At 69.2% G+C, this 21,866-nt stretch carries 24 protein-coding genes; 8 read left to right on the top strand and 16 right to left on the bottom strand.

The features are described from left to right. Positions 1-16: 16 nt before the first annotated feature. Genes BUR28_RS15680 through BUR28_RS15670 form a run of 3 tightly spaced genes read right to left on the bottom strand, consistent with a single transcriptional unit; the run spans position 17 to position 2,342 of the window. Positions 17-1,375, bottom strand: coding sequence for a sensor histidine kinase (locus tag BUR28_RS15680; protein ID WP_074220979.1), 1,359 nt, complete (start codon positions 1,373-1,375; stop codon positions 17-19). Beyond that, a complete protein-coding gene (locus BUR28_RS15675) occupies positions 1,372-2,043 on the bottom strand; it encodes a response regulator transcription factor (RefSeq protein ID WP_074220343.1) in 672 nt (223 codons plus the stop codon). The genes BUR28_RS15680 and BUR28_RS15675 overlap by 4 nt, the downstream gene beginning before the upstream one ends. After that, entirely contained in the window at positions 2,043-2,342 is a 300-nt protein-coding gene (locus BUR28_RS15670; protein ID WP_074220342.1) for a PepSY domain-containing protein, read from the bottom strand. The genes BUR28_RS15675 and BUR28_RS15670 overlap by 1 nt, the downstream gene beginning before the upstream one ends. A 138-nt stretch (positions 2,343-2,480) precedes the next feature. Between BUR28_RS15670 and BUR28_RS15665 the strand changes: the two genes are divergently transcribed. Together BUR28_RS15665 and BUR28_RS15660 are read left to right on the top strand one after the other, a co-directional pair. Continuing rightward, positions 2,481-2,780 carry a PepSY domain-containing protein gene (locus BUR28_RS15665; RefSeq protein WP_074220341.1) on the top strand — a complete coding sequence of 100 codons (300 nt, stop codon included), beginning with the start codon at positions 2,481-2,483 and terminating at the stop codon, positions 2,778-2,780. Further along, positions 2,780-3,424 (top strand): cytochrome b/b6 domain-containing protein, encoded by a 645-nt coding sequence (locus BUR28_RS15660; protein ID WP_074220340.1) that lies wholly within the window; start codon positions 2,780-2,782, stop codon positions 3,422-3,424. Before BUR28_RS15665 ends, BUR28_RS15660 begins: the two co-directional genes overlap by 1 nt. Positions 3,425-3,741: 317 nt before the next feature. Here BUR28_RS15660 and hemF read toward each other — a convergent pair whose 3' ends face one another. Next, positions 3,742-4,635, bottom strand: a complete 894-nt coding sequence (gene hemF / locus BUR28_RS15655; RefSeq protein ID WP_074220978.1) for an oxygen-dependent coproporphyrinogen oxidase — start codon at positions 4,633-4,635, stop codon at positions 3,742-3,744. Between the two features lie 122 nt (positions 4,636-4,757). On the opposite strand from hemF, the gene BUR28_RS15650 reads away from it, so the two are divergent. Next, entirely contained in the window at positions 4,758-5,153 is a 396-nt protein-coding gene (locus tag BUR28_RS15650) for a hypothetical protein (RefSeq protein ID WP_074220977.1), read from the top strand. Between the two features lie 5 nt (positions 5,154-5,158). On the opposite strand, the gene BUR28_RS15645 is transcribed toward BUR28_RS15650, so the two are convergent. From BUR28_RS15645 to clpS, 3 genes are read right to left on the bottom strand one after another with little or no spacing between them, the layout of a single operon-like run. Beyond that, positions 5,159-5,968, bottom strand: a complete 810-nt coding sequence (locus BUR28_RS15645) for an SDR family NAD(P)-dependent oxidoreductase (RefSeq protein WP_074220976.1) — start codon at positions 5,966-5,968, stop codon at positions 5,159-5,161. A 30-nt stretch (positions 5,969-5,998) separates the two neighbouring features. Beyond that, the gene (locus tag BUR28_RS15640; protein WP_074220975.1) at positions 5,999-7,033 is read right to left on the bottom strand and encodes a class I SAM-dependent methyltransferase; all 1,035 of its coding nucleotides are present in this window, start codon (positions 7,031-7,033) and stop codon (positions 5,999-6,001) included. A 16-nt stretch (positions 7,034-7,049) separates the two neighbouring features. Further along, positions 7,050-7,370 (bottom strand): ATP-dependent Clp protease adapter ClpS, encoded by a 321-nt coding sequence (clpS, locus tag BUR28_RS15635; RefSeq protein WP_074221687.1) that lies wholly within the window; start codon positions 7,368-7,370, stop codon positions 7,050-7,052. Positions 7,371-7,493: 123 nt separating this feature from the next. Here clpS and BUR28_RS15630 point away from each other — a divergent pair, with 123 nt between their 5' ends. The 3 genes from BUR28_RS15630 to BUR28_RS15620 all read left to right on the top strand — a co-directional run bounded on the left by BUR28_RS15630 (position 7,494) and on the right by BUR28_RS15620 (position 10,513). After that, positions 7,494-8,195 carry an HAD family hydrolase gene (locus BUR28_RS15630; protein WP_074220974.1) on the top strand — a complete coding sequence of 234 codons (702 nt, stop codon included), beginning with the start codon at positions 7,494-7,496 and terminating at the stop codon, positions 8,193-8,195. A 246-nt stretch (positions 8,196-8,441) separates the two neighbouring features. Beyond that, on the top strand, positions 8,442-9,830 hold the full coding sequence (locus BUR28_RS15625; protein WP_254813758.1) for a D-alanyl-D-alanine carboxypeptidase family protein: 1,389 nt from the start codon (positions 8,442-8,444) through the stop codon (positions 9,828-9,830). Continuing rightward, entirely contained in the window at positions 9,827-10,513 is a 687-nt protein-coding gene (locus BUR28_RS15620) for a fumarylacetoacetate hydrolase family protein (RefSeq protein ID WP_074220972.1), read from the top strand. Before BUR28_RS15625 ends, BUR28_RS15620 begins: the two co-directional genes overlap by 4 nt. A 66-nt stretch (positions 10,514-10,579) precedes the next feature. Here the strand turns inward: BUR28_RS15620 and ccoS are convergent, their stop codons facing one another. From ccoS to ccoN, 8 genes are all read right to left on the bottom strand, one after another. Further along, a complete protein-coding gene (gene ccoS, locus BUR28_RS15615) occupies positions 10,580-10,738 on the bottom strand; it encodes a cbb3-type cytochrome oxidase assembly protein CcoS (RefSeq protein ID WP_074220971.1) in 159 nt (52 codons plus the stop codon). A 5-nt stretch (positions 10,739-10,743) separates the two neighbouring features. Continuing rightward, positions 10,744-12,936 (bottom strand): heavy metal translocating P-type ATPase, encoded by a 2,193-nt coding sequence (locus tag BUR28_RS15610; RefSeq protein ID WP_074220970.1) that lies wholly within the window; start codon positions 12,934-12,936, stop codon positions 10,744-10,746. Positions 12,937-12,939: 3 nt separating this feature from the next. Beyond that, on the bottom strand, positions 12,940-13,404 hold the full coding sequence (locus BUR28_RS15605; RefSeq protein WP_074220969.1) for a FixH family protein: 465 nt from the start codon (positions 13,402-13,404) through the stop codon (positions 12,940-12,942). Then, positions 13,401-14,843 carry a cytochrome c oxidase accessory protein CcoG gene (gene ccoG / locus BUR28_RS15600; protein WP_371441600.1) on the bottom strand — a complete coding sequence of 481 codons (1,443 nt, stop codon included), beginning with the start codon at positions 14,841-14,843 and terminating at the stop codon, positions 13,401-13,403. Before ccoG ends, BUR28_RS15605 begins: the two co-directional genes overlap by 4 nt. Before the next feature lie 321 nt (positions 14,844-15,164). Further along, the gene (gene ccoP / locus BUR28_RS15595; RefSeq protein ID WP_074220967.1) at positions 15,165-16,046 is read right to left on the bottom strand and encodes a cytochrome-c oxidase, cbb3-type subunit III; all 882 of its coding nucleotides are present in this window, start codon (positions 16,044-16,046) and stop codon (positions 15,165-15,167) included. Further along, positions 16,043-16,249, bottom strand: coding sequence for a CcoQ/FixQ family Cbb3-type cytochrome c oxidase assembly chaperone (locus tag BUR28_RS15590; protein WP_074220966.1), 207 nt, complete (start codon positions 16,247-16,249; stop codon positions 16,043-16,045). The genes ccoP and BUR28_RS15590 overlap by 4 nt, the downstream gene beginning before the upstream one ends. 12 nt (positions 16,250-16,261) lie before the next feature. After that, positions 16,262-16,990 (bottom strand): cytochrome-c oxidase, cbb3-type subunit II, encoded by a 729-nt coding sequence (ccoO, locus tag BUR28_RS15585; protein ID WP_074220965.1) that lies wholly within the window; start codon positions 16,988-16,990, stop codon positions 16,262-16,264. Positions 16,991-17,001: 11 nt separating this feature from the next. Then, positions 17,002-18,600, bottom strand: coding sequence for a cytochrome-c oxidase, cbb3-type subunit I (gene ccoN, locus BUR28_RS15580; protein WP_074220964.1), 1,599 nt, complete (start codon positions 18,598-18,600; stop codon positions 17,002-17,004). Positions 18,601-18,811: 211 nt separating this feature from the next. Here ccoN and BUR28_RS15575 point away from each other — a divergent pair, with 211 nt between their 5' ends. After that, complete coding sequence (locus BUR28_RS15575; protein WP_074220963.1) at positions 18,812-19,651, top strand: universal stress protein; 840 nt, start codon at positions 18,812-18,814, stop codon at positions 19,649-19,651. A gap of 29 nt (positions 19,652-19,680) precedes the next feature. Here the strand turns inward: BUR28_RS15575 and fnrL are convergent, their stop codons facing one another. Then, complete coding sequence (gene fnrL / locus BUR28_RS15570; RefSeq protein ID WP_074220962.1) at positions 19,681-20,427, bottom strand: transcriptional regulator FnrL; 747 nt, start codon at positions 20,425-20,427, stop codon at positions 19,681-19,683. 62 nt (positions 20,428-20,489) lie between these two features. On the opposite strand from fnrL, the gene hemN reads away from it, so the two are divergent. Further along, positions 20,490-21,845: an oxygen-independent coproporphyrinogen III oxidase gene (gene hemN, locus BUR28_RS15565; RefSeq protein ID WP_074220961.1), complete on the top strand. Its 1,356-nt coding sequence runs from the start codon at positions 20,490-20,492 to the stop codon at positions 21,843-21,845. Positions 21,846-21,866 lie beyond the last annotated feature (21 nt).

Here is a 21,866-nt window from a genome sequence, read left to right as displayed (position 1 = left end):
GGGCTGACCCGGGGTGTCAGCGATCTGTCAGGACGCTGTCGGCTGCGGGCAGGGACAGGCGCGCCTCGAGCCCGGGCGAGGCCGGGCGCAGCGTGATCGTGCCGTCCAGCGCCTCGGCGATGTCGCGCGCGATGGCGAGGCCGAGGCCGGAGCCGCGGGTGTCGGCCCGCGCGCCGCGCGCCATCAGCGCCTCGATCCGGTCGGGCGGGATGCCGGGGCCGTCGTCGCGGAGGACGATCTGGACCCGGCCCCCGCGGGGCTGCGCGCCGATCTCGACCCGCGTGCGGGCATGGCGCGCGGCGTTTTCGATCAGCGCCCCCAGCGCCTCGGAGAGGTCGCCGGGATCGGCGGCGACCGCGAGACCTTCGGGCAGGTCCACGCGCCAGTCGCACCGCGCCCCTTCCCCGGTGCGGCGCATGACCCGCACGAGCCCCGCGACGACATCGGCAAGGTCGGCGCGGCCCTGGCGCCCCCGCATGGCGACGCGGGTGCGCGCAAGCTCGCGGTCGACATGGGCGCGCATCGCGCCGGCGATCTCCTCGACCGCGTCGGCCGCGGCACCGCGCCCCTCGGCCCGGAGCCGCCCGGCCTCGCCCATCAGCGCCTGGAGCGGCGTCTTGAGCCCGTGCGCGAGGTCGCCCGCCCGGGTGCGGGCGCGCGCGACCTCCTGTTCGCGGGCGGCCAGCAGGCCGTCGACCTCGGCGGCGAGCGGCTGCACCTCGGCGGGGACATCGCCCCCCACGCGACGCGCCCGGCCGGTGCGGATATCGGCCACGCGGGCGCGGATCGCGCCGAGCGGGCGGAGACCCACGGCGATCTGCGCCCAGCCCGCGAGGATCAGCGCCGCCGCGAGCAGCGCCGAATAGGGGATGAGGTCGCGCAGGAACCCGGCGCGCGCGGCGGCGAGGTCCGTCCGGTCCATCGCCACGGCCGCGCGCATCGCGTCGCCGCCCAGCCGGTCGGGCAGGGTCACGCTGCGCTCGATCGCCAGCAGCGGCTGGCCCGCCGGGCCCGGCAGGTCGTGCACATGCTCGGCCCCGTCGCCCAGCGTGTCGGCGGGCAGCGGGATTTCGTAATCCCAGAGCGCGCGCGCGCGCAGCACCTGCCCGCCCGCCTCGATCTGCCAGTAGAGCCCGCCATAGACCTGCCGGAAGCGCGGATCGGCGGGGGCGGTCGTCAGTTCCAGCGTGCCGTCGGGGGCGCGCTCGACCCCGGCCAGCACCTGGTCGAGCTGCACCGAGAGTTCGGCCAGCGCGCGGCGTTCGACATGCGCGCCGAAGAGCGCGGCGAGCCCCAGCGAGGACAAGAGGATCGCGAGCGTCACCGCGACCGCCCCGGCCAGCGCCAGCCGCAGCCGCAGCGACAGCCGCCTCACGGCGCGGGCGCCCCGGCTTCGAGGAAATAGCCGAAGCCGCGGCGCGTGCCGATCACGCCCGCGCCCAGCTTGCGCCGCAGCCGCGCCACCAGCGCCTCCAGCGCGTTGGCCTCGCGCGCATCGTCGTCGCCGTAGAGGTGTTCCAGCAGTTCCGTGGGCGGCACCACGCGGTCGCGGTTGAGCATCAGGTAGGCGAGCAGGCGATACTCCAGCGCCGTGGTCTGCACCGGCACGCCGCGCAAGCTGACCGCCATGCGGGTCGTGTCGAGCGCGAGCGCGCCCGCCTCCTGCAGCGCGCTGCCGCGCCCCGCCGAGCGGCGCACCAGCGCGCGGGCGCGGGCCACCAGCTCCTCCATCCGGAACGGTTTGGGCAGGTAGTCGTCGGCGCCGGCGTCGATGCCCTCGACGCGTTCCGTCCAGGTGCCGCGCGCGGTCAGCACCAGAACCGGCATCTCGCGCCCGTTCGCGCGCCAGCGTTTCAGGACCGTCAGCCCGTCGAGCCCCGGCAGGCCGAGATCCAGAACCACCAGCCCGTACGCCTCGGTATCGCCCAGGAACCACGCCTCCTCGCCATCGGCGCAGGTTTCCACGCGGAACCCCGCGGCTTCCAGCGCGGCCGACAGGTCGGCCGCGATCCGCGGGTCGTCCTCGACGGCGAGCACGCGCATCAGTCGTCGTCCTCGATCTCGTGCTCCAGCACCTGGCCCGAGGCGGCGTCGACGAGCACCTCCAGAAGTCGTCCGTCCCGCGTGATCAGTTCCATCTCGTAGACCAGGCGGCCCTCCTCGCGTTCCAGCTCGACCTCCAGAAGCCGCGCGTCGAAACGGTCTTCCACCTCGGGCAGGATTCTGTGCAGGGGCCGGATCTCGCCCCGTTCAAGGGCGCGGCGCGCGCGGTCGTGATCGCGCTCGGCCGGCGCGGGCGCGGCGAGGACCAGGATCGAGGCGAGGAGAGCGAACCGTTTCATGGTGACGGCGCTACTCTGCCCCGCCTGACAGGGCGCTGACAAGCGCGGTCAGGCCGGCGTCAGGCGCCTGCGGATAGACCGGTCCCATCGCAGCCGGTCCACGTGCCGGCAAGGTGAAACCAAGCACGGGAGACCCCCATGAAACGCACGATCCTGTTCACCGCCGCCCTGGCTTCCGCCGCGGGCCTGGTCGCCCTCGGCGAGGCGCAAGCCTCGCCCGAAACCGCACCCGCGATGGCCCAGCCCGCCCGGTGGATGCCGCTCGGCGAGCTGATCGCGAAACTGGAGAGCCAGGGCTACACCGTCCTCGAGGCCGAGCGCGAGGACGGCCGCTACTGGGAGGTCAAGATGCGCGACGCCAACGGGATGGTGGTCGAGGCCTATCTGGATCCGGCCACCGGCGCCCCCGCGACCCGCCTCGGCCGGGACGACGACTGATGGCGGAGCAGACGGCGCAAGCCGAGGCGCGCGTCCGGGTCTGGGACCCGGTGGTGCGCGTCGGGCACTGGGTCCTGGTGGCGGGTTTCGCCACCGCCTACCTCACCGAGGGCGAGCCGGAATGGCTCCATGTCTGGGCCGGCTACGCGATCGCGGCCACGGTGACGCTGCGCATCTTCTGGGGCCTCGTGGGGCCCGAGCGCGCGCGCTTCTCCGACTTCGTGACCGGGCCCGGCAAGGTCGTCGCCTATCTCAAGCGGCTGGTCGCGGGCTCGGCCGAACGCCATATAGGCCACAGCCCCGCCGGCGGCGCGATGACCGTGGCGCTCCTGGTCATGCTGGGCGCCACCGCGTTTTCCGGCATGGCGGTGCTGGCCGAAGAGGAAGGCGAAGGTCCGCTGGCCGGGCTGATCGCGCAGAGCGAGAGCGGCGGCGAGGGCGGCGTCGCAAGCTACGAGCGCCAGGAACATGAGGAACGCGAGGGCCACGCGGGCGGCGAGACCGCGTGGGAGGACATCCACGAGACCGCCGCGAACCTCTCCGTGCTCTTGATCCTGCTGCATGTCGGCGGCGTGGCCTGGGCCAGCATGGTCCATCGCGAAAACCTCGCCCACGCGATGATCACCGGAGACAAGCGCGCCTGAACGCGAAACATGGCAAACCGCGGGCCAACCGCCCGCGGTCCGCATGAACCGGGCGGCCAGGTTGGAAGCCCGGGATTCGGCGTCGAAATTCACTCGAGTGTTTCTGTTGGATGTGGCTCTCCGGACATCGGGACGTGGACTTGCGCAGGTCTGCTCCGCGCGACCGGAGCGATGCGCGCGTCTTGCACTTCGCTGTCGGGGGCGGAAACAAGTGACGGAGCGCAAGCCGTCCGGGCGTCCACTTTCGAGCGCCGACCCGAGAAAGCGCGCGCCTGCATCGGTCGAGGTCAATGGGGACTCCGTCCCGCCGAGCCCCCCTACGGCCAGCTTGCCAGCGGCGGCATGCTCATCAGGACCGCGTCGGGGTCGTGGCCGGTTTCCAGGCCGAACCTGGTGCCGCGGTCGTAAAGCAGGTTGTATTCCGCGTAGAGCCCGCGATGGGCGAGTTGCGCGGCGCGGTCGGCCTCGGTCCAGGGGGTGTCGCGGCGGCGCTCGACGATCGGGACGAAGGCCGGAAGGAAGGCGCGGCCGACCTCCTGGGTGAAGGCGAAATCGGCCTCCCAGTCGCCGGTGTTGTGGTCGTCGAAGAAGATGCCGCCCACCCCGCGCGCCCGGCCGCGATGGGGCACATAGAAATACTCGTCGGCCCAGGCCTTGTAGCGGGGATAGTGGCTGAGGTCGTGCCGGTCGCAATGCGCCTTCAGCACGCCGTGAAACGCCTGGGTATCCTCGTCATGGGGCAGGCTGGGGTTCAGGTCGGTGCCGCCGCCGAACCACCAGCCATGCGGCGTCCAGAACATCCGCGTGTTCAGGTGCACCGCCGGGGTGTGCGGGTTCTGCATGTGCGCCACAAGACTGATCCCGCTGGCCCAGAAGCGCGGGTCCTCGGCCATGCCGGGCATGTCCTTGCGGGCCATCATCGCGGCCCGGGCGCGCGGGTTGAGCGTGCCGTAGACGGTCGAGACGTTGACGCCGACCTTCTCGAACACCCGGCCGCCGCGCATCACGCTCATCAGCCCGCCGCCGGCATCCGAGCCGTCCTCGGCGGTGCGGCGGGTTTCGCTCACCTCGAACCGGCCGGCGGAGGCGTCCTTGAACGGGCCGGTCCGCTGCGCGTCTTCCAGCGCCTCGAAGGCGGCCACGATCTCGTCGCGGAGCGCGCGGAACCATGCCGCGGCGCGGGTCTTGTGGTCGTCGAATTGCTCGGTCATGTCGCCTCCCTCCTGCTGGGCAATGACTAGCAGCTTCACCCGCGCCACGCCACACCATCGCATGCTTTGGCAGCGGCCCGGCGGCGGCGTATGCTGGGCGAAATCAACCAGGAATCGCCCCCATGCGCCTTTTCGCCCTGCTCTGCCTGCTGACGCTTGCCGCCTGCGCCACCCCGCGCCAGGCCTGCGAACGCAACGCGATGTACGACCTGATGCTGCTCGACCGGCTGGTTCTGGAAACCGAGCAGACGCTGGCGCGCGGCTATGCGCTGGAGCGCGAGCCCTATCGGCGCACCAGCCTGGAGATGTGCTATGGCCGCGGCTTCGGCGACGACGGCAGCGGGCTCGGCTTCGTCTGGTGCAACCGCCCCGATATCGGCTTCCGCGAGCGCCCGGTCGCGGTCGACCTGCGCGCCGAACGGCAGAAGCTCGCCGACCTCCGGGCCAAGCGGCGCGAGGTGGCGCGCGACGCCGCGCGGGCGATGGCCGCCTGCCGCGCCCGCTACCCCGAGGGGTGACGCGCTCAGTGCGCCGGCGCGTTCACCGGGTCGAGCAGCGTCCGCCCGCCATCCACGGTCATGATCTGGCCGGTGATGAACTGCGCGCCGTCCGAGGCGAGGAACTGCACCGCCTCGGCGAGTTCCGAGGGCTTGGCGATCCGCCCGAGCGGCGTGTGGTCGCGGATGTCCTCGCGGTAATCGGCGTGCTCTTTCAGAACGCCTTGCAGGCTGGCCGAGAGGACCGAGCCGAAGGCCACCGCGTTCACCCGGATCCGGTGCGGCGCCAGCGCCACCGCCATCGACCGGGTCAGCTGGTCGAGGGCCGCGGAACTGACCGAGTAGCCCAGAAGCGCGGGATGGGTGCGCCGCGCCGCGATCGACGAAAGATTGACGATGGCCCCGGCCGAGCCCTCTTCGAGCCCGGCCTCCTCGGCCTGGCGGATCATCCGCCGGGCGACGATCTGGCTCAGCCGCAGGCTGGTGATGAGGTTCTGCGCCAGAAGCGTCTCGACCGCGTCGCCATCGGGGTCGAGCGGGTCGGACGGCGCCATCTGGCGCGAGGCGTTCACCAGGATGTCGATCCGGTCATAGGCGTCGATCGTGGCCGAGAGCAGGTTCGCCACGGTCAGCCGTTCGCGCAGGTCGCCGGCGAAGTAGCGCATCGTGCCTTCGCCCTCGGTGTTCTTGCCGCATTCGTCGACCAGCCGCGCCTCGTCGATATCGGCCATCATCACGTTGGCGCCGCGGTCCACGAAATGCCGGGCGATGGCCAGGCCCACGCCGTTGGCCGCGCCGGTCACGATGGCGGTCTTGCCTGCGATCGAGAAGGACATGCGGGAAAACTCCTGATTCGGGGGCGGAACCTAGGCGATTTTACCGCCCCCCGCGAGCCGTCCCCCACGAGCCGCCCGCCGGGGCCGCGCGGCGCGGATGATCTTGTAGCCCGGATCGTCGCCGATCTCCTGCACCTCGCCGAAGAGGGAAACGAGGTCGCGTTCGTAGGGCAGGTGCCGGTTGGCCACGATGAACGCGGACCCGTGGGGGGCGAGCATCCGGGCCGCCGCCGCGAGAAACGCGCGCCCCAGCGCGGGGTCGGGCGCGCGCCCGGTGTGGAACGGCGGGTTCATCAGGACGTGGTCGAAGGGCGCATCGGGCACGAAACGCGCGACATCGGCCCAGTGGAGGCGCGCGCGCGTGTCCTGCACCCCGGCGCTGGCGCAGAGGAGGGAGACGTAATCCGCCTCGACGAGGTGCATCTCGGCGATGTCCGGGTTGGCGGCCAGCGCCTCGCCCGCGAGAAACCCCCAGCCGGCGCCGAGATCGGCCACCCGCCCGCGAAGCCCCCGCGGAAGCGCGCGCACCAGCAGCGCCGAGCCGGGATCGACGCCGTCGGCCGAAAAGACCCCCGGCGTCGTGCGATAGCGCCCGTCGAGCAGGATCGCACCCTCCGCGATCCAGTGCGCGAACAGCTCGGGGTCCGCCTGGACGCTGAACAGCTTGCCATGGGCCTTGGCGAAGGCCGCCGAGACCTCGGCGCCGGTCCGGCGGGCGGCCTTGTGAAGGCTGTCGATCCCGTGGGCCTTGGGGCCGTCGACGATGACCGGACCGCCCGAGGTCAGTTCCAGTGCCTGGGCCACCATCGCGCGGGCGGCCAGTTTGGCCCGCGGGGTGAACACAACGGCGCCGGCAAAATCGCCTTCGGGTTCGACGACGACATCCCAGCCCCGCTCCTCCCAGGCGTGGTGATCGGGGGCGAAGCCCTGCACGATCTGCACCCGCGCCTTGGGCAGCGCGGACAGATCGGCCTCTGCCGGGGCGTCGAACACCGCAAGCCGCCCCGCGGCAGGCAGGCTGGCCGCGCCTGATTCGAGCGCAAGGGTCAGTCGGGTGTCGGGCATGGGCGGGCGTTGCGCCCTATTCCTTTTCCATGGTGCACTGCAACGGGTGCTGGTGGCGGCGGGCGAAATCCATCACCTGCGCGACCTTGGTCTCGGCCACCTCGAAGCTGAAGACACCGACCACGGCAACCCCCTTCTTGTGCACCATCAGCATCACCTCGAACGCCTGGGCGTGGCTCATGCCGAAGAACCGCTCGAGCACGTGCACGACGAATTCCATCGGCGTGTAGTCGTCGTTCAGAAGCAGCACCTTGTAAAGCGGCGGGCGCTGCGTCCTGGGCTTGGTCTTGGTGATGACCTCCGACTCGCTGTCGGGGTCGTCGCCCATCGCGGCCATCATCAGAGGGTCGGTCGTCACGGCTGCCCGTCCTTGGCAAATCGGGTGGTGTTCGGCTTCAGCCCCTTTATATATTCGCCGCGCCCCGTCTGAAAAGGGGCGGTCAGGGACGGAAGGGGCGCCATGGACGGCAAGCTTACCACCATCGCCTTCGATGCCGACGACACGCTCTGGCAGAACGAGCGGTTCTTTCGCATGACCCAGGACCGATTCGCCGACCTGCTGTCGGACCACGTCGATCCCGACCACCTGATGGAGCGGCTTCTGGAGGCCGAGCGGCGCAATCTCGGGCATTACGGATTCGGCATCAAGGGCTTCGTTCTGTCGATGATCGAGACGGCCATCGACGTGACCGACGAGCGGGTGCCGGCAGGCGTGATCCGCGCGCTTCTGGAGGCCGGGCAGGAGATGCTGCGCCACCCGATCGAACTGATGCCCCAGGCGCGCGAGGCCGTGACCGCGCTGGCCGACCGCTTCCGCATTCTGCTGATCACCAAGGGCGACCTGCTGGACCAGGAGCGCAAGCTGGCGCAGTCGGGGCTGGGCGAGCTTTTCGACGGGGTCGAGATCGTCTCGGACAAGACCGCGCCGCGCTACGACGCGATCTTCGCCGCCCATGGCGAGGGCGCGGGGCGGGCGATGATGGTGGGCAACTCGCTCCGGTCGGACGTGATCCCCGCGATCGAGGCGGGCGCCTGGGGCGTGTTCGTCCCGCACGACCTGACCTGGGAACTGGAGCACGCAGAACCGCCGCGCGACCAGGCCCGTTTTGCCGAACTGCAACACCTGGGCGAATTGCCCGCGCTGGTCGCCGCGCTCGATTGAGGCCGGATCGCAGCGATTGTGGCCGGCGGCCGCGCGGCCCCGATATATCGATCAACCTGAGCTTTACCTTCGTTACCCTTGAAACATTGGTATTTTCGCGGCTGTGCCGCTGTGGTATGGTAACGATGAAATGATCGCCCGGGCAGACAAATACGGGCGGCGAGAGGCAGTGAAAAGGCAGGCGACGTGCAACCACTGGGGCAGTACGTCCGGCACGTACTTTTTCTATCCATGCTCGCGATCGGCATGGCCGTTCTGACGTCGGGGGCGCGGGCCGCCCCCTACGCCGCGATGGTGGTCGACGCGCGATCCGGCGAGGTGCTGCATTCGCGGAATGCCGATACGCGGCTGCACCCGGCCTCGCTGACCAAGATGATGACGCTCTACATCGCCTTCGAGGCGGTGGAGCATGGCGAGATCGGGCTCGACGACTACGTCACGATCTCGAAGCGCGCCGCGGCCGAGCCGCCGTCGAAGCTGGGGCTGCGCGCGGGCACGAAGATCCGCTTTCGCTACCTGATCCGGGCGGCGGCGGTGAAATCGGCCAACGATGCCGCCACCGCCATCGCCGAGGCCATCGAAGGCTCCGAGGCGGCCTTCGCGCGGCGGATGAACCGCACCGCCAAGGCGATGGGCATGACGCGGACCACCTTCAAGAACGCCCACGGCCTGACCGAAGCGGGACACATGTCGACCGCGCGGGACATGACGACGCTGGGCCGGCACATGTTCTACGACTACCCGGAATACTATAACCTCTTCTCGCGCCGCTCGACGGATGCGGGCCTGCGCTCCGTCTCCAACACCAACCGGCGATTCCTCGGCAGCTATCGCGGCGCCGACGGCATCAAGACGGGCTACACGCGGGCGGCCGGCTTCAACCTCGTCGCCTCGGCGGAGCGGAACGGGGAACGCATCATCGCCACGATGTTCGGCGGAACGTCGTCGGCCGCGCGGAACGCGCGGGTCGCGGAACTCCTGAACATGGGCTTCGAGCGCGCGCCGCGCCGGGTGGCCGTGCGCAAGCCGGCCAAACCGCCCTACGGCGCCGCCGGCCGAACCGTCCGGCTGTCGATGACGCTCGACAGGTCGCCCCGGCCCGCGCAACGCCCGGCCGGGTCGCCCGCCGAAGAGGTGCTCATCGCGCTGAGCGAAGGCGTGGCGACCGCGCTGGAAGCGGCGCAGACCGAGCTTGCCGCGGCCGCCGTGGCCGCGACCCCGCCCGACACGCGGCTGCCGCAGGGCTCGGCCGCACCGGACGTGCCCGACATCGCGCCCCAACCCCGGCCCCGGGGCCTTGCGGCGGGGGCGGACCCGGCGCGGGCTGCGCCGGCGGCACGGGCAACCCCGCAGCCGGTGGAGCAGGAAATCGTCACGCGGCTGTCCTCGTCCGGCGGACGGCACTGGGGCATCAATGTGGGCCGCTACGGGTCGCGCTACCAGGCCGAGCGGGTGCTCTTGAAGACCGCGCTGCAGGAGCTTGGCACGCTGGACGACGCGCTGCGCAAGGTGGTGCATCACCCCCGCGGCTACGAGGCGAATTTCGTCGGCCTCACCGAGAACGAGGCGGCGCTGGCCTGCCGGCGGCTGCAATCCCACGGCACCGACTGCACGCCCATCGGCCCCCGGTCGTGACGCGCTACGCCATCGCCGCGCCCGAACGGCCCTCGGTCGCCATCGCCGGCGCCGAGGCGCGCTTCCCGGTGCGCCGCATCTTCTGCGTCGGCCGGAACTATGCCGAGCACGTGCGCGAAATGGGCAATGACGAGCGCGAGCCGCCGTTCTTCTTCACCAAGCCCGCCGATGCGCTGGTCGGGGACGGCGCGACGGTCCCCTACCCGCCCGCGACCGCGGACCTGCATCACGAGGCCGAACTGGTGGCCGCGATCGGGCTGGGCGGCGCCGCGATTCCCGAGGCCGACGCGCTGTCGCATGTCTGGGGCTATGCGCCGGGCAACGACCTCACCCGCCGCGACCTGCAGGCCGAGGCGAAATCGATGGGCCGGCCCTGGGACATGGCCAAGGGCTTCGACGCGTCGGCCGTCTGCGGCGCCCTGGTACCGGCGGCGCGTCTCGGCCATCCGGCGGCCGGACGCATCCTCTGCACCGTGAACGGCGCGCCGCGGCAGGACGGCGACCTGTCGGAGATGATCTGGCCGCTGCCGGCGATCCTTGCCCATCTCTCGCGGCTGGTGACGCTCGCCCCGGGCGATCTGATCTATACCGGCACCCCGGCGGGGGTCGGGCCGCTTGCCCCCGGCGAAACCTGCAGCGTGGAGATCCGCGGCATCGGGCGGGTCACAACGCAGATCGCGTGACGCGCACACCCCTGTTCTTCTGGCCGGAAATATCCTCGGGGGTCCGGGGGCAGACAGCCCCCGGCCTCAGGGCTTCGGGTGATCGTCCCAGTCGTCGGTGAGGATGCGGCGGGAGTCCCCTTCGGGGTCGTCGAACTGGTGCGATCTCAGCGCCCAGAAGAAGGCCGCGAGGCCCAGCCCGCCAAGGAACAGCGCGATCGGGATCAGGTAGGCGAGCACTTCCATCGGGGCTACCTCAGGCGCAGCGCGTTGAGCGACACGGTGATCGAGGAGGCCGACATCGCCAGCGCCGCGGCCAGCGGCGTGGCGAAGCCCAGAAGCGCGATCGGCACGGCGATCAGGTTGTAAAGCGCCGAGATCGCGAAGTTCTCGTTGATCCGGCGGACCGATTTGCGCGCGGTCCCCACCGCCTCGCCCAGCGGCGCGAGGTCGTGGCCCAGGAGCACGATGTCGGAGGCGACGCGGGCGGCATCGAGCGCGGTCGCGGGCGACACGGAGGCATGCGCGGCGGCCAGCGCCGCGGTGTCGTTCAGCCCGTCGCCCACCATCAGCACCTTGGCGCCCGCCTCCCCCAGCTCCTGCACCTGCGCGGCCTTCTCGGCCGGCAGCGCCTCGGCCGTCCAGTCCTCGATCCCGAGCCGCGCCGCAAGGTCGGCCACCGGGGCCGGCGCATCGCCCGAGACAAGACGCACCGCCAGCCCCTGCCGCTTGAGCGCGGCCACGGCCTGCTCGGCACCGGGGCGCAGCCGGTCGGCGAAGGTAAACGCGATGGGCCGCGCGGTGCCGACGCGCAGCCAGGCGGCGGTCTGCCGGCCCGCCTCGGCCCCGACCCAGGCCGCGCGGCCGAAGCGCACGGGCTCGCCCCCCAGCCGCCCCTCGACGCCGTGGCCCGGCACCTCGCGGATCTCGGTCAGGCGCGCGGGGTGGAGCCCGGCGCTGCGGGCGGCCTCGGCCAGGGCGCGCGCGAGCGGGTGTTCCGACGCCTCGGCCAGCGCCAGCGCGATTTCCAGGTCGCGGCGGGCATGATCGCCCAGGTTGGTGGGGTCCGGCGCCCCCAGCGTCAGCGTGCCGGTCTTGTCGAAGACCACCGTGTCGACCTCGGCCAGCCGTTCCAGCGCGGTGCCGTCCTTGATCAGCATGCCCCGCTTGAAGAGCCGCCCCGAGGCCGCGGTCGTCACCGCGGGCACCGCGAGGCCCAGCGCGCAGGGGCAGGTGATGATCAGCACCGCCACCGCGATGTTCAGCGCCAGCCGCATGTCGCCGCCGGAAACCCACAGCCAGCCCAGGAAGGCCGCGAGCGCCAGCAGGTGGACGCCGGGCGCGTAGACCCGCGCCGCGCGGTCGGCGAGCGAGGTATAGCGGTTCTTCGAGCTTTCGGCGACCGCGACGAGATCGGCCATCCGATGGAGCGAGCTGTCCTCGCCGGCCGCCGTCACGGTGACGGCGAGCGGGCCGGTGAGGTTCACCTCACCGGCCGACAGCGCCATCCCCGGGCCGGCATAGGCGGGCAGGCTTTCGCCCGTCAGCAGCGAGCGGTCGATTTCCGACTGGCCCTCGGCGATGAGCCCGTCCACGGGCACCCGCGCGCCGGGTTTGACGCGGACGGTGTCGCCCACGGCGATCTCGGCGATGGGCACGGTCTCCTCGGTGCCGTCGGCACGCAGGCGCAGCGCCCGGGGCACTTCGAGCGCGGCCAGTTCCTCGGCCGCGGAGCGGGCCACGGCGCGGGTGCGGTGATCGAGATAGCGGCCGGCGAGCAGGAAGAAGGTCAGCGAGAGCGCCGCGTCGAAATAGGCGTGCGGCCCGTGCTGCCAGGTCTCGTAAAGCGACATGCCCGCGGCGAGCACGATCGCCAGCGAGATCGGCACGTCCATGTTCAGACGGGCGTGCCGGAGCACCTTGGCCGCGTTGCGGAAGAAGGGCTGCGCCGCGAAGGCGATGGTCGGCAGCGCGATCATCGCGGAAATCCAGTGGAACATGTCGCGGGTGAAATCCGACGCCCCGGACCAGACGGCCACCGACAGGAGCATCACGTTCATCATCGCGAAGCCGGAAACCGCGATGCGCATCAGCAGGTCGCGCCCCGCCTTGTCGGTCGCGGTCGCCGCGATCACGCCCGGGTCGAGTTCGTGCGCCTCGTACCCGATGCCGTCGAGCACGCCGATCAGGTCCGCGGCGCTCACCTGCGGGTCGGCCTCGACCGCGACGCGCTTCAGCGTCAGGTTCACCCGTGCCGCGTGCACGCCGGGCGTCGCGTTCAGCGCGCGTTCGACCGCCGAGATGCAGCCCGCGCAGTGGATCGTCGGCAGCGACAGGAACAGGCGCGCGTCCCGCGGCTGGCCCGCTTCGGACAGGTCCTCGGCGGCCGGCGCCACGGCGCAGGCCGGGCAGGCCGAGGGCCGGGAGGAGAGCGCCGTCGTCATCGCCTAGCCCCGGACGTAGAGTTCCAGCCGCTGACGGAACTGCGTGCCGTCGGCGGCCCGCGCCAGCAGCCGGACGGTCCAGTAGCCCCCGTCCAGCGCAAGCGGCGCCGAGAACTCGCCGTTGTAGTAGAGCAGTTCGGGCGTCCGGTCGTCGCGGTTCGAGGTCTTCCGGCCGATGGTGACGGCCACCTCCGGCACTTCCACCGGGTCGCCCTCGGCATCGGTGAAGCGCAGCAGGAACAGGCCCGCGTCGGTGTCGTAATCGGCGGCCACCGTCCAGCCCAGCGCCTCTTGCGCGTCGCGCATCGCGTCGAATTGCTGGCTGGCGACGTAGGAATTGTCGACCTCGAGGCCGGGGAACGTGCTGACCGCCTGGTAGGCGAGAAGCAGGTTCACGCCGATCACGACGGTGAAGGCCGAAACCACGATGATCAGCACCTTGCGGCCGGTCAGCTCCTTCTGGCTCATCGCGCCACCCTCCCGTTGAAGACGGTGTCCGAATAGGCCCGTTCCTCGGCCGCGATGTCCTTCAGCCAGATGCGCAACGGCGTGCTCTGGCTCTGCGCGGGCGCGCTGTCGGGCGATGCGATCACGTAGACGCGCTTGAGGTCGGTTTCGTCGGCCGGGACGGTGAAGGTGCCGGTCTCGGCGCCCTCCACCTCGACCTGGAACACGTCGCCCGGCGTCACGCTGATCGCGAAATCGCGCGCCTCGCCCTGCATGTTGCGCACCCGCACCTCGTAGGCGTTACGGATCGAACCGTCCGACAGCGTCACGTAGATCGGATTGCGCACCGGCGACACCGTCAGGTCGATCTCGGAGCGTACGAACAGGGCCACGATCAGGCCAACGCCGACCGCCGACCAGAGCGCGGTATAGAGCAGCGTGCGCACCCGCAGGATGTGCTTCCACGCCGGCTTGGGCTCTGCGCCCGCGCGCTCGCGCGCCTCGTCCGACAGCGCCATGTAGTCAATCAGGCCGCGCGGCTTGCCGGTCTTTTCCATCACCTCGTCGCAGGCGTCGATGCACAGCCCGCAGGTGATGCAGGCCAGTTGCTGGCCGTCGCGGATGTCGATGCCCACCGGGCAGACGTTCACGCAGGCGTAGCAGTCGATGCAATCGCCCAGGAGTTCCGCGCCCTCGGACTTGCGGTGCTTGCCGCGCGGCTCGCCCCGCCATTCGCGGTAGCCGATGGTCAGGGTGTCCTCGTCCATCATCGCGGCCTGGATGCGCGGCCAGGGGCACATGTAGATGCAGACCTGTTCGCGCATGAAGCCGCCGAGGATGAGGGTGGTCAGCGTGAGGACCAGGATGGTCGCGTAGGCCACCGGCGCGGCCTGCAGGGTGAACAGGTTGCCCAGGAGCGTCGGCGCATCTGCGAAATAGAACACCCAGGCGCCGCCGGTGGCCACCGAGATCAGCACCCAGAGCGCCCATTTCGTCACCCGCAGCCGGGTCTTGTGGAAATCCCACTTGGCGTTCCAGAGCTTCACACGCTTGTTGCGGTCGCCCTCGATCCAGCGCTCGGTGAGCACGAAGAGATCGGTCCAGACCGTCTGCGGGCACAGATAGCCGCACCAGACCCTGCCCAGCGCCGAGGTGAACAGGAACAGGCCCAGCCCGGCCATGATCAGGAGGCCCGCCACGAAATAGAACTCGTGCGGCCAGATCTCGATCCAGAAAAAGAAGAACCGCCGGTTCGCGAGGTCGAGAAGCACCGCCTGGTCGGGCAGGTTCGGCCCCCGGTCCCATCGGATCCAGGGCAGCAGGTAGTAGATGCCGAGGCAGACCGCCAGAATCCACCACTTGAGCGTGCGGAACGGGCCCGAGACGCGACGCGGGAAAACCGGCTCGCGGGCGGTATAGAGGCGATCGGGGCTCTGGTCTGTCGAGCTCAAAGGGCTCACTCCGTTTCGGCTGGGGCGGGCGGGAGAAGCGGCCGGCCGGCACGCGCCCCTTGGTGGTTCAAGCTAAACCTTGCGGCCGTCGATTGTAAGTGCGGGGCCCGATCACATCGGGCGCTGCCTGCTGCGAATCGCGCGGCGCGGCGATCTCGAATGAGAAAAGTTCCAATTCGGTGCGCAGATGCACAGGCAGGTCTCAGGTGATGCGCTGGACGGAGTCGGGGGCTTGGGCGATTATAGACACCGGCCCCCGTGGAAACGCGCGAACAGGATGGGGGCCGGTGCCATCGACCGGGGGCCTTGCGGCCCCCGGAAGCCTTTGTATCACTCGCCGCCGCCAAGCTGGTGGACGTAGGTCGCAACGGCCCGCCGCTCCGCTTCGCTGAGACGCTCCTTGTGGCTCGGCATGACGCCGAACCGCGCGTTGTAGACCGTCTCTGTCAGCGTCTCGACATCCCCGCCGTAAAGCCAGATCGCGTCCGTCAGGTTGGGCGCGCCCTGGTAGCGGTCGCCGGTGCCGTCCTCCATGTGACATGCAGCACAGTTATAGAGGAAAACCTCTTCGCCCGCGCTTGCCAATGCGGCATCATGTTCCTGTCCGGATATTTTCCGCACATATTGGACGACCTGGTCTATTTCCTCATCGCTCAGCAACTCGTCGGCGCCGAAGGCGGGCATCTGCGACCAGCGCGCATCGGGGTTGTCCTCGTTGCGGATGCCGTTGGTGACGGTGTAGTGAATCTCCTCCAGCGAGCCGCCCCAGAGCCAGTCGTCGTCGAGCAGGCTGGGATAGCCCGAGGCCTGCACGCCGTTGGCCCCGGCGCCATGGCATTGGGCGCACCAGGTGCGGAACACCGCCGCGCCCCCCTGCACCGCGTAGTTGTAGAGGTCCGGCTCGGCGCGGATCGCCTCGGGGTCCAGTTCGACCTCGGTCAGCCTGGCAATGAGATCGCCGTTGGCTTCCTCGAACCGCTGGATGTCGCGCGCAACATCGGCCCGCGTCGAGTAGCCGAGAAGCCCGGGCGTCGCGCCGTTCCGCAGCGGAATCGCCGGGTAGAGCAGAACGTAGATCACCGCGACGACGATGGTCCCGTAAAAGGTCCAGAGCCACCAGCGCGGCAGCGGGTTGTTGAACTCCTCGATGCCGTCCCAGCTGTGGCCGGTCGTCTCGACCTCGTGCTCGGTCTTCTTGTCCTCGGTCGTCATGTCCGCGCCTCCTCTTGGCACGTGGCCCCCGCGTCGGGGTCTGCCGGTTCGTCTTCATGCCGGAACGGGATGTCCGCGCTGTCGCGGTGCACCCTGGCGCTGCCCGGCCGCAGGGCCCAGGCGATCACGCCCAGGAAGAACAGCGTCAGGAACAGCAGCATCCAGCTGTCGGCGAATTCGCGCATTGCGGAATAGGTCTCCATGGGGTCCCTTCCTCAGCGGCTCGCGTCCGGCTCGAAGGTCGAGAAATCGACCAGCGTGCCCAGCATCTGCAGGTAGGCGACGAGCGCATCCATTTCGGAAATGCCCGGATTGCCGTCGAAATTGCGGACCTGCGCCTTGGGATAGCGTTCCATCAGACCGTCGACACCGTCGGCATAGGGATCGATCTGCGCGTTGAAGTCCGACACCGCGTTCTCGATCATCCCGTCGGTGTAGGGCACGCCCACCATGCGGTGCACGCGCATCTTGTCGGCGATGTCCTCGGGGTCGATCATCCGGTTCTCGAGGAAGCCGTATTTCGGCATCACCGATTCCGGCACCACCGATTGCGGGTCGCGCAGGTGCTGCACGTGCCAGTCGTCGGAATAGCGCCCGCCGACGCGGGCGAGGTCGGGCCCGGTCCGCTTCGAGCCCCACTGGAACGGGTGGTCGTACATCGACTCCGCCGCCAGGCTGTAATGGCCGTAGCGTTCCACCTCGTCCCGCATCGGGCGGATCATCTGGCTGTGGCAGACGTAGCACCCTTCGCGCACGTAGATGTCGCGCCCCTCGAGTTCCATCGGGGAATAGGGGCGCACGCCCTCCACCTCCTCGATGGTGTTCTCCAGGTAGAAGAGCGGCGCGATCTCGACCAGGCCGCCGACGGTCACCACCAGGAAACTGAAGACGAGCAGCAGCGACGCGTTCTTCTCAAGGATCTTGTGTTTTTCGAGAATAGCCATGTCTGCCGTCCCTATTCAGCCGGGGCCGCGACCGGGGTCGCCTGCTTGGTGGGCGCCGAGGTTGCGGTCTTCCAGATGTTGAAGCACATGATCAGCCCGCCGAGCACGTAGAGCCCGCCGCCGATGGCACGCACCACATACATCGGAAACTTGGCGTCGACCGTGTCTGCGAAGCTGTTGACCAGGAAGCCCTGGTCGTCGACCTCGCGCCACATCAGCCCTTCCATGATGCCCGAGACCCACATCGAGGCGGCGTAGAGCACGATCCCGATGGTGGCGAGCCAGAAGTGCCAGGAGACGAGCGCCGTCGAGTAGAGCCGCTCCTTGCCCCAGAGCCTGGGCGCCAGGAAGTAGAGCGCGCCGAAGGTGATCATGCCGTTCCAGCCCAGCGCGCCGGAATGCACGTGGCCGATCGTCCAGTCGGTGTAGTGCGACAGCGAGTTGACGGCCTTGATCGACATCATCGGCCCTTCGAAGGTCGACATGCCGTAGAAGCCGACCGCGACCACCATCATCCGGATGATCGGGTCGGTGCGGAGCTTGTCCCAGGCGCCCGAGAGCGTCATCAGGCCGTTGATCATGCCGCCCCAGGAGGGCATCCACAGCATGATCGAGAACACCATCCCCAGCGTCGACGCCCAGTCGGGCAGCGCGGTGTAGTGCAGGTGGTGCGGACCGGCCCAGATATACAGGAAGATCAGCGCCCAGAAGTGGATGATCGACAGCTTGTAGCTGTAGACCGGGCGTTCGGCCTGTTTCGGCACGAAATAGTACATCATCCCCAGGAAGCCCGCGGTCAGGAAGAAGCCCACCGCGTTGTGGCCGTACCACCACTGGGTCATCGCGTCCTGCACGCCCGAGAAGACCTGCACCGACTTGGAGCCGAAGAGCGAGACCGGGATCGACATGTTGTTGACGATATGGAGCATCGCCACGGTCACGATGAAGGACAGGTAGAACCAGTTCGCCACGTAGATGTGGGGCTCCTTGCGGCGGAAGATGGTGCCCATGAAGATCGCCAGATAGGCGACCCAGATGATCGTCAGCCACCAATCGACATACCACTCGGGCTCGGCATATTCCTTGGATTGCGTCGCGCCCATCAGATAGCCGGTCGCCGCCAGCACGATGAAGAGCTGGTAGCCCCAGAACACGAACCAGGCGAGGTTGCCGCCCCACAGCCGCGCGGCCGAGGTGCGTTGGACCACGTAGAAGGACGTCGCGATCAAGGCATTGCCGCCGAAGGCGAAAATCACCGCCGAGGTGTGCAGGGGCCGCAGCCGGCCGAAGTTCAGATAGCCCTGGGCCCAGTCGAAATTGAGCCACGGGAAGGCCAGCTGGCTGGCGATGAAGGTGCCGGCGGCAAAGCCGACCACCCCCCAGAACGCGGTCGCGATCACGCCCGCGCGCACCACATCGTCCATGTAGCCGGTCTCGGGCGCCGGCCTGGGCTCGTCGGTGCGGCGCACCGTCCACAGGAACAGCCCGGCCGCGACCAGCATCACGATCACCGCGTGCACCTGGTAGGCGAAGTCGCGCGCGTAACTGGCCGCGATCGCGGCACACACCGCGATCACGCCGTAGACGGCGATCTTAACGTAGTCCCACATTTAAAGTCCCTTCGTCTCATCCGGTCGAGCGTGCTCGGCCGACTCCCTCATTCTGCGCTGTATCCGATCGTATGCAAAGATATGCATTGATCCATGTCAAGGCATGTTTGAATTGCTCCAAATCCAGATTGATCCTTGTCAAAGTCTCCGCGGCGTCTTGCGCCCTAGAGTTCTTGCAACGACGGCAGGTTCGACCCCAAGGAGATTCCAGGTGGCCTACAAGACCATTCTCACGATCATCACGGACACCGACATATCCGACTCTGCGCTGGAGCCGGCGATCACGCTGGCCACGCGCGAGGACGCGCATCTGGACGTGCTTTGCATGGGCGTGGACCGCACCCAGACGGGATATTACTACGCCGGCACCAACGCCTTCATCCAGCAGGAGACGCTGCACAAGGCGCAGGAGGATTCCGAGACGATCGAGACCGCGGTCAAGGACCGGCTGAACCGGGAGGGAATCGCCTGGACCAGCGAGGCCGCCGTCGCGCAGATTGCCGGGCTCAGCCACCTCGTGGCACAGCGGGCGCGTTTCTCGGACCTGGTGGTGATGCCGCGCCCCTATGGCGAGGGCCGGGGCATCGAGGACGAGGCCGCGACCGAGGCGGTGCTGTTCGACGGGCACGCGCCGCTGCTGATCGTCCCCGAAGGCGCGGACACCGCCGTGATCGGCCAGAAGATCCTGCTGGGCTGGAACCAGAGCCACGAGGCGATGGCCGCCATCAAGCAATCGCTGCCGCTGATGCAGCACGCCGAACTGGTCAACATCGCCATCGTCGATCCGCCCAAGCACGGCTCGGACCGCTCCGACCCGGGCGGGGCGCTGTCGCAGATGCTGGCGCGCCACGGCGTGAAGACGGAGATCTCGGTTCTGGCCAAGACGATGCCGCGGATTTCGGACGTGCTTCAGCGCCATGCGCAGGACATCGACGCCGATCTGATGATCATGGGGGCCTATGGGCATTCGCGCTTCCGCGAGGCGATTCTGGGCGGCGCGACGCGGGACATGCTGGAGCGCACCGAGATTCCGATCCTGATGGCCCACTGAGAGGCGGGGCCCCGGCCCCGCACCCTACCTCACGCCGGCATGCCGCCGTCGGCGTCGTCGCCTGTTTCGTTCAGCAGACGGTCGAAATCGGGAACGGTCACATGACGCTTGCCTTCCAGAACGATCACCCCGTCGCGCTTCAGCGCCGAGATCTGCCGGCTGACCGTTTCCAGCGTGAGGCCCAGGTAGTCGGCCATGGCCTCGCGCGTGAGCGGCAGGTCGAAGACGATCCGGCCGCGCGGGTTGGCCAGTTTCAGCGTCGCGTCGCGGCGCGCGATGATGGTCAGCAGGCTCGCGATCTTCTCGCGCGCCGTCTTGCGGCCCAGGAGCAGCATCCATTCCCGCGCGGCGTCGAGTTCGTCCAGCGTCATTTCCAGAAGCCGCTGGCCGATATGCGGCGTGCGCAGCATCATCTCCTCGAAAGGCTTCTTGCGGAAGCAGCACATGGTCAGCGGCGTCGTCGCCACCACGTCGTAGGCGGCCGTCTCGCGCCCCGGACGGCCGACGAAATCCGACGGCAGCAGCAGGCCCACCATCTGCGTCCGCCCGTCCTCCATCGTCTGGCTGAGCGTGGCGATGCCCTCGATCACCGAGGCCACGAAATCCATCCGGTCACCCGACCAGATGACCGTCTGCCCCGCATCGTAGCTGCGGTAGTACTTCATCGCCTCGAGGCTGGAGAGTTCGTCCGTCTCGCAGCGGGCGCAGACCGCGCGATGCCGGATCGGGCAATCGACGCAATCGGTTTGGGTCAGGGGGGGATCGGTTACGGCCATTCCGCGTCCAAGTTTGACATCGATCAAGGAGCGAACCCTTGGGTGAAAATAACGCTAGTGCAATGAGCACCGAATCGCAACTCACGCGTCTCGGTCTATTCGATGCGAAGGTCCCGCGCTATACCAGCTACCCCACGGCGCCGCATTTCAACGCATCGGTGGACGACGGAGACTTCGCCGGCTGGATCGACCAGATCGAGCCCGGTTCGCAGATTTCCCTGTATCTTCACGTGCCGTTCTGCCGCCGGCTGTGCTGGTTCTGCGCCTGCCGGACGCAGGGCACGCGCTCGGACTCGCCGGTCCGCGCCTATCTCGAGACGCTGAAGACCGAGGTGGGCATGCTGGGCCGGCGGCTGCCGGAGGGCGTGACGCTGTCGCGGCTGCACTGGGGCGGCGGCACGCCGACCCTTCTGGCCGCGGACATGATGAAGGAGCTGACCGAGGCCATCTTCGAGGCCGCGCCGCTGCACGAGACCGGCGAGTTCTCGGTCGAGATCGACCCCAACGAGATCGACGAGGCCCGGCTGGACGTCCTTGCCGAGGCCGGCATGAACCGCGCGTCCATCGGCATCCAGGATTTCGACCCCCAGATCCAGTCGGTGATCGGCCGGATCCAGAGCTATGACGTGACCCGCGACGCGGTGGACATGATCCGCGCCCGCGGCATCCCCAGCCTCAACGCCGACATCCTCTACGGGCTGCCGCACCAGTCGAACGAGCGGATCGCCGAATCGGTGCAGAAGCTGATGTCGCTCTCGCCCGACCGGGTGGCGCTTTACGGCTATGCCCACGTGCCGTGGATGGCGCGGCGCCAGTCGATGATCCCGGCCGAGGCGCTGCCCACGCCCGAGGCGCGGCTGAAGCTCTACGAGACCGCGAAGGAGCTGTTCCTGTGGGACGGCTACCGCGAGATCGGGATCGACCACTTCGCCCGGCCCGAGGACGGGCTGGCGGTGGCGCTGGATGCGGGCGAGTTGCGCCGGAACTTCCAGGGCTATACCGACGACACCGCGCCCGCGCTCATCGGGCTGGGGGCGTCCTCGATCTCGAAATTCCCGCAGGGCTACGCGCAGAACCTGTCCGGCACGTCGGACTACACCGCGCGTATCCGCGACGGGCGCTTCGCCACGGGCCGGGGCCATGTGTTCACCCAGGAGGACAACATGCGCTCGCGCATGATCGAGCAGTTGATGTGCGAGTTCCGCATCGACCGCGCGGAAATCTGCGACACGTTCGGCATCTCGAAATCCGAGATCAACGCGATGTTCCAGGAGGTCGTCGACCAGTTCGCCGGCTTCGTGGACCTGACCAATGACGGGCTCTCGATCCCCGAGCACGGCAAGCCGCTCACACGGATGATCGCGCGCGGGTTCGACGCCTACGACCTGTCGAAAGCCGGGCACAGCTCGGCCATCTGATCCCCACCGGCCGGGGCGCGC

Source organism: Rhodovulum sp. ES.010 (assembly GCF_900142935.1).
GTDB lineage: Bacteria > Pseudomonadota > Alphaproteobacteria > Rhodobacterales > Rhodobacteraceae > Rhodovulum.
The sequence above is the reverse complement of the archived record's forward strand: the minus strand, read 5'-3'. Positions and strand labels throughout refer to the sequence as shown.

Bases quoted from the DNA above. Each gene is read 5' to 3' on its own strand.
- BUR28_RS15675 (WP_074220343.1), bottom strand. From the start codon at position 2,043: ATGCGCGTGCTCGCCGTCGAGGACGACCCGCGGATCGCGGCCGACCTG.
- BUR28_RS15670 (WP_074220342.1), bottom strand. From the start codon at position 2,342: ATGAAACGGTTCGCTCTCCTCGCCTCGATCCTGGTCCTCGCCGCGCCC.
- BUR28_RS15665 (WP_074220341.1), top strand. From the start codon at position 2,481: ATGAAACGCACGATCCTGTTCACCGCCGCCCTGGCTTCCGCCGCGGGC.
- BUR28_RS15660 (WP_074220340.1), top strand. From the start codon at position 2,780: ATGGCGGAGCAGACGGCGCAAGCCGAGGCGCGCGTCCGGGTCTGGGAC.
- hemF (WP_074220978.1), bottom strand. From the start codon at position 4,635: ATGACCGAGCAATTCGACGACCACAAGACCCGCGCCGCGGCATGGTTC.
- BUR28_RS15650 (WP_074220977.1), top strand. From the start codon at position 4,758: ATGCGCCTTTTCGCCCTGCTCTGCCTGCTGACGCTTGCCGCCTGCGCC.
- BUR28_RS15645 (WP_074220976.1), bottom strand. From the start codon at position 5,968: ATGTCCTTCTCGATCGCAGGCAAGACCGCCATCGTGACCGGCGCGGCC.
- BUR28_RS15640 (WP_074220975.1), bottom strand. From the start codon at position 7,033: ATGCCCGACACCCGACTGACCCTTGCGCTCGAATCAGGCGCGGCCAGC.
- clpS (WP_074221687.1), bottom strand. From the start codon at position 7,370: ATGGCCGCGATGGGCGACGACCCCGACAGCGAGTCGGAGGTCATCACC.
- BUR28_RS15630 (WP_074220974.1), top strand. From the start codon at position 7,494: ATGGACGGCAAGCTTACCACCATCGCCTTCGATGCCGACGACACGCTC.
- BUR28_RS15625 (WP_254813758.1), top strand. From the start codon at position 8,442: ATGGCCGTTCTGACGTCGGGGGCGCGGGCCGCCCCCTACGCCGCGATG.
- ccoS (WP_074220971.1), bottom strand. From the start codon at position 10,738: ATGGAAGTGCTCGCCTACCTGATCCCGATCGCGCTGTTCCTTGGCGGG.
- BUR28_RS15610 (WP_074220970.1), bottom strand. From the start codon at position 12,936: ATGACGACGGCGCTCTCCTCCCGGCCCTCGGCCTGCCCGGCCTGCGCC.
- BUR28_RS15605 (WP_074220969.1), bottom strand. From the start codon at position 13,404: ATGAGCCAGAAGGAGCTGACCGGCCGCAAGGTGCTGATCATCGTGGTT.
- ccoP (WP_074220967.1), bottom strand. From the start codon at position 16,046: ATGACGACCGAGGACAAGAAGACCGAGCACGAGGTCGAGACGACCGGC.
- BUR28_RS15590 (WP_074220966.1), bottom strand. From the start codon at position 16,249: ATGGAGACCTATTCCGCAATGCGCGAATTCGCCGACAGCTGGATGCTG.
- ccoO (WP_074220965.1), bottom strand. From the start codon at position 16,990: ATGGCTATTCTCGAAAAACACAAGATCCTTGAGAAGAACGCGTCGCTG.
- ccoN (WP_074220964.1), bottom strand. From the start codon at position 18,600: ATGTGGGACTACGTTAAGATCGCCGTCTACGGCGTGATCGCGGTGTGT.
- fnrL (WP_074220962.1), bottom strand. From the start codon at position 20,427: ATGGCCGTAACCGATCCCCCCCTGACCCAAACCGATTGCGTCGATTGC.
- hemN (WP_074220961.1), top strand. From the start codon at position 20,490: ATGAGCACCGAATCGCAACTCACGCGTCTCGGTCTATTCGATGCGAAG.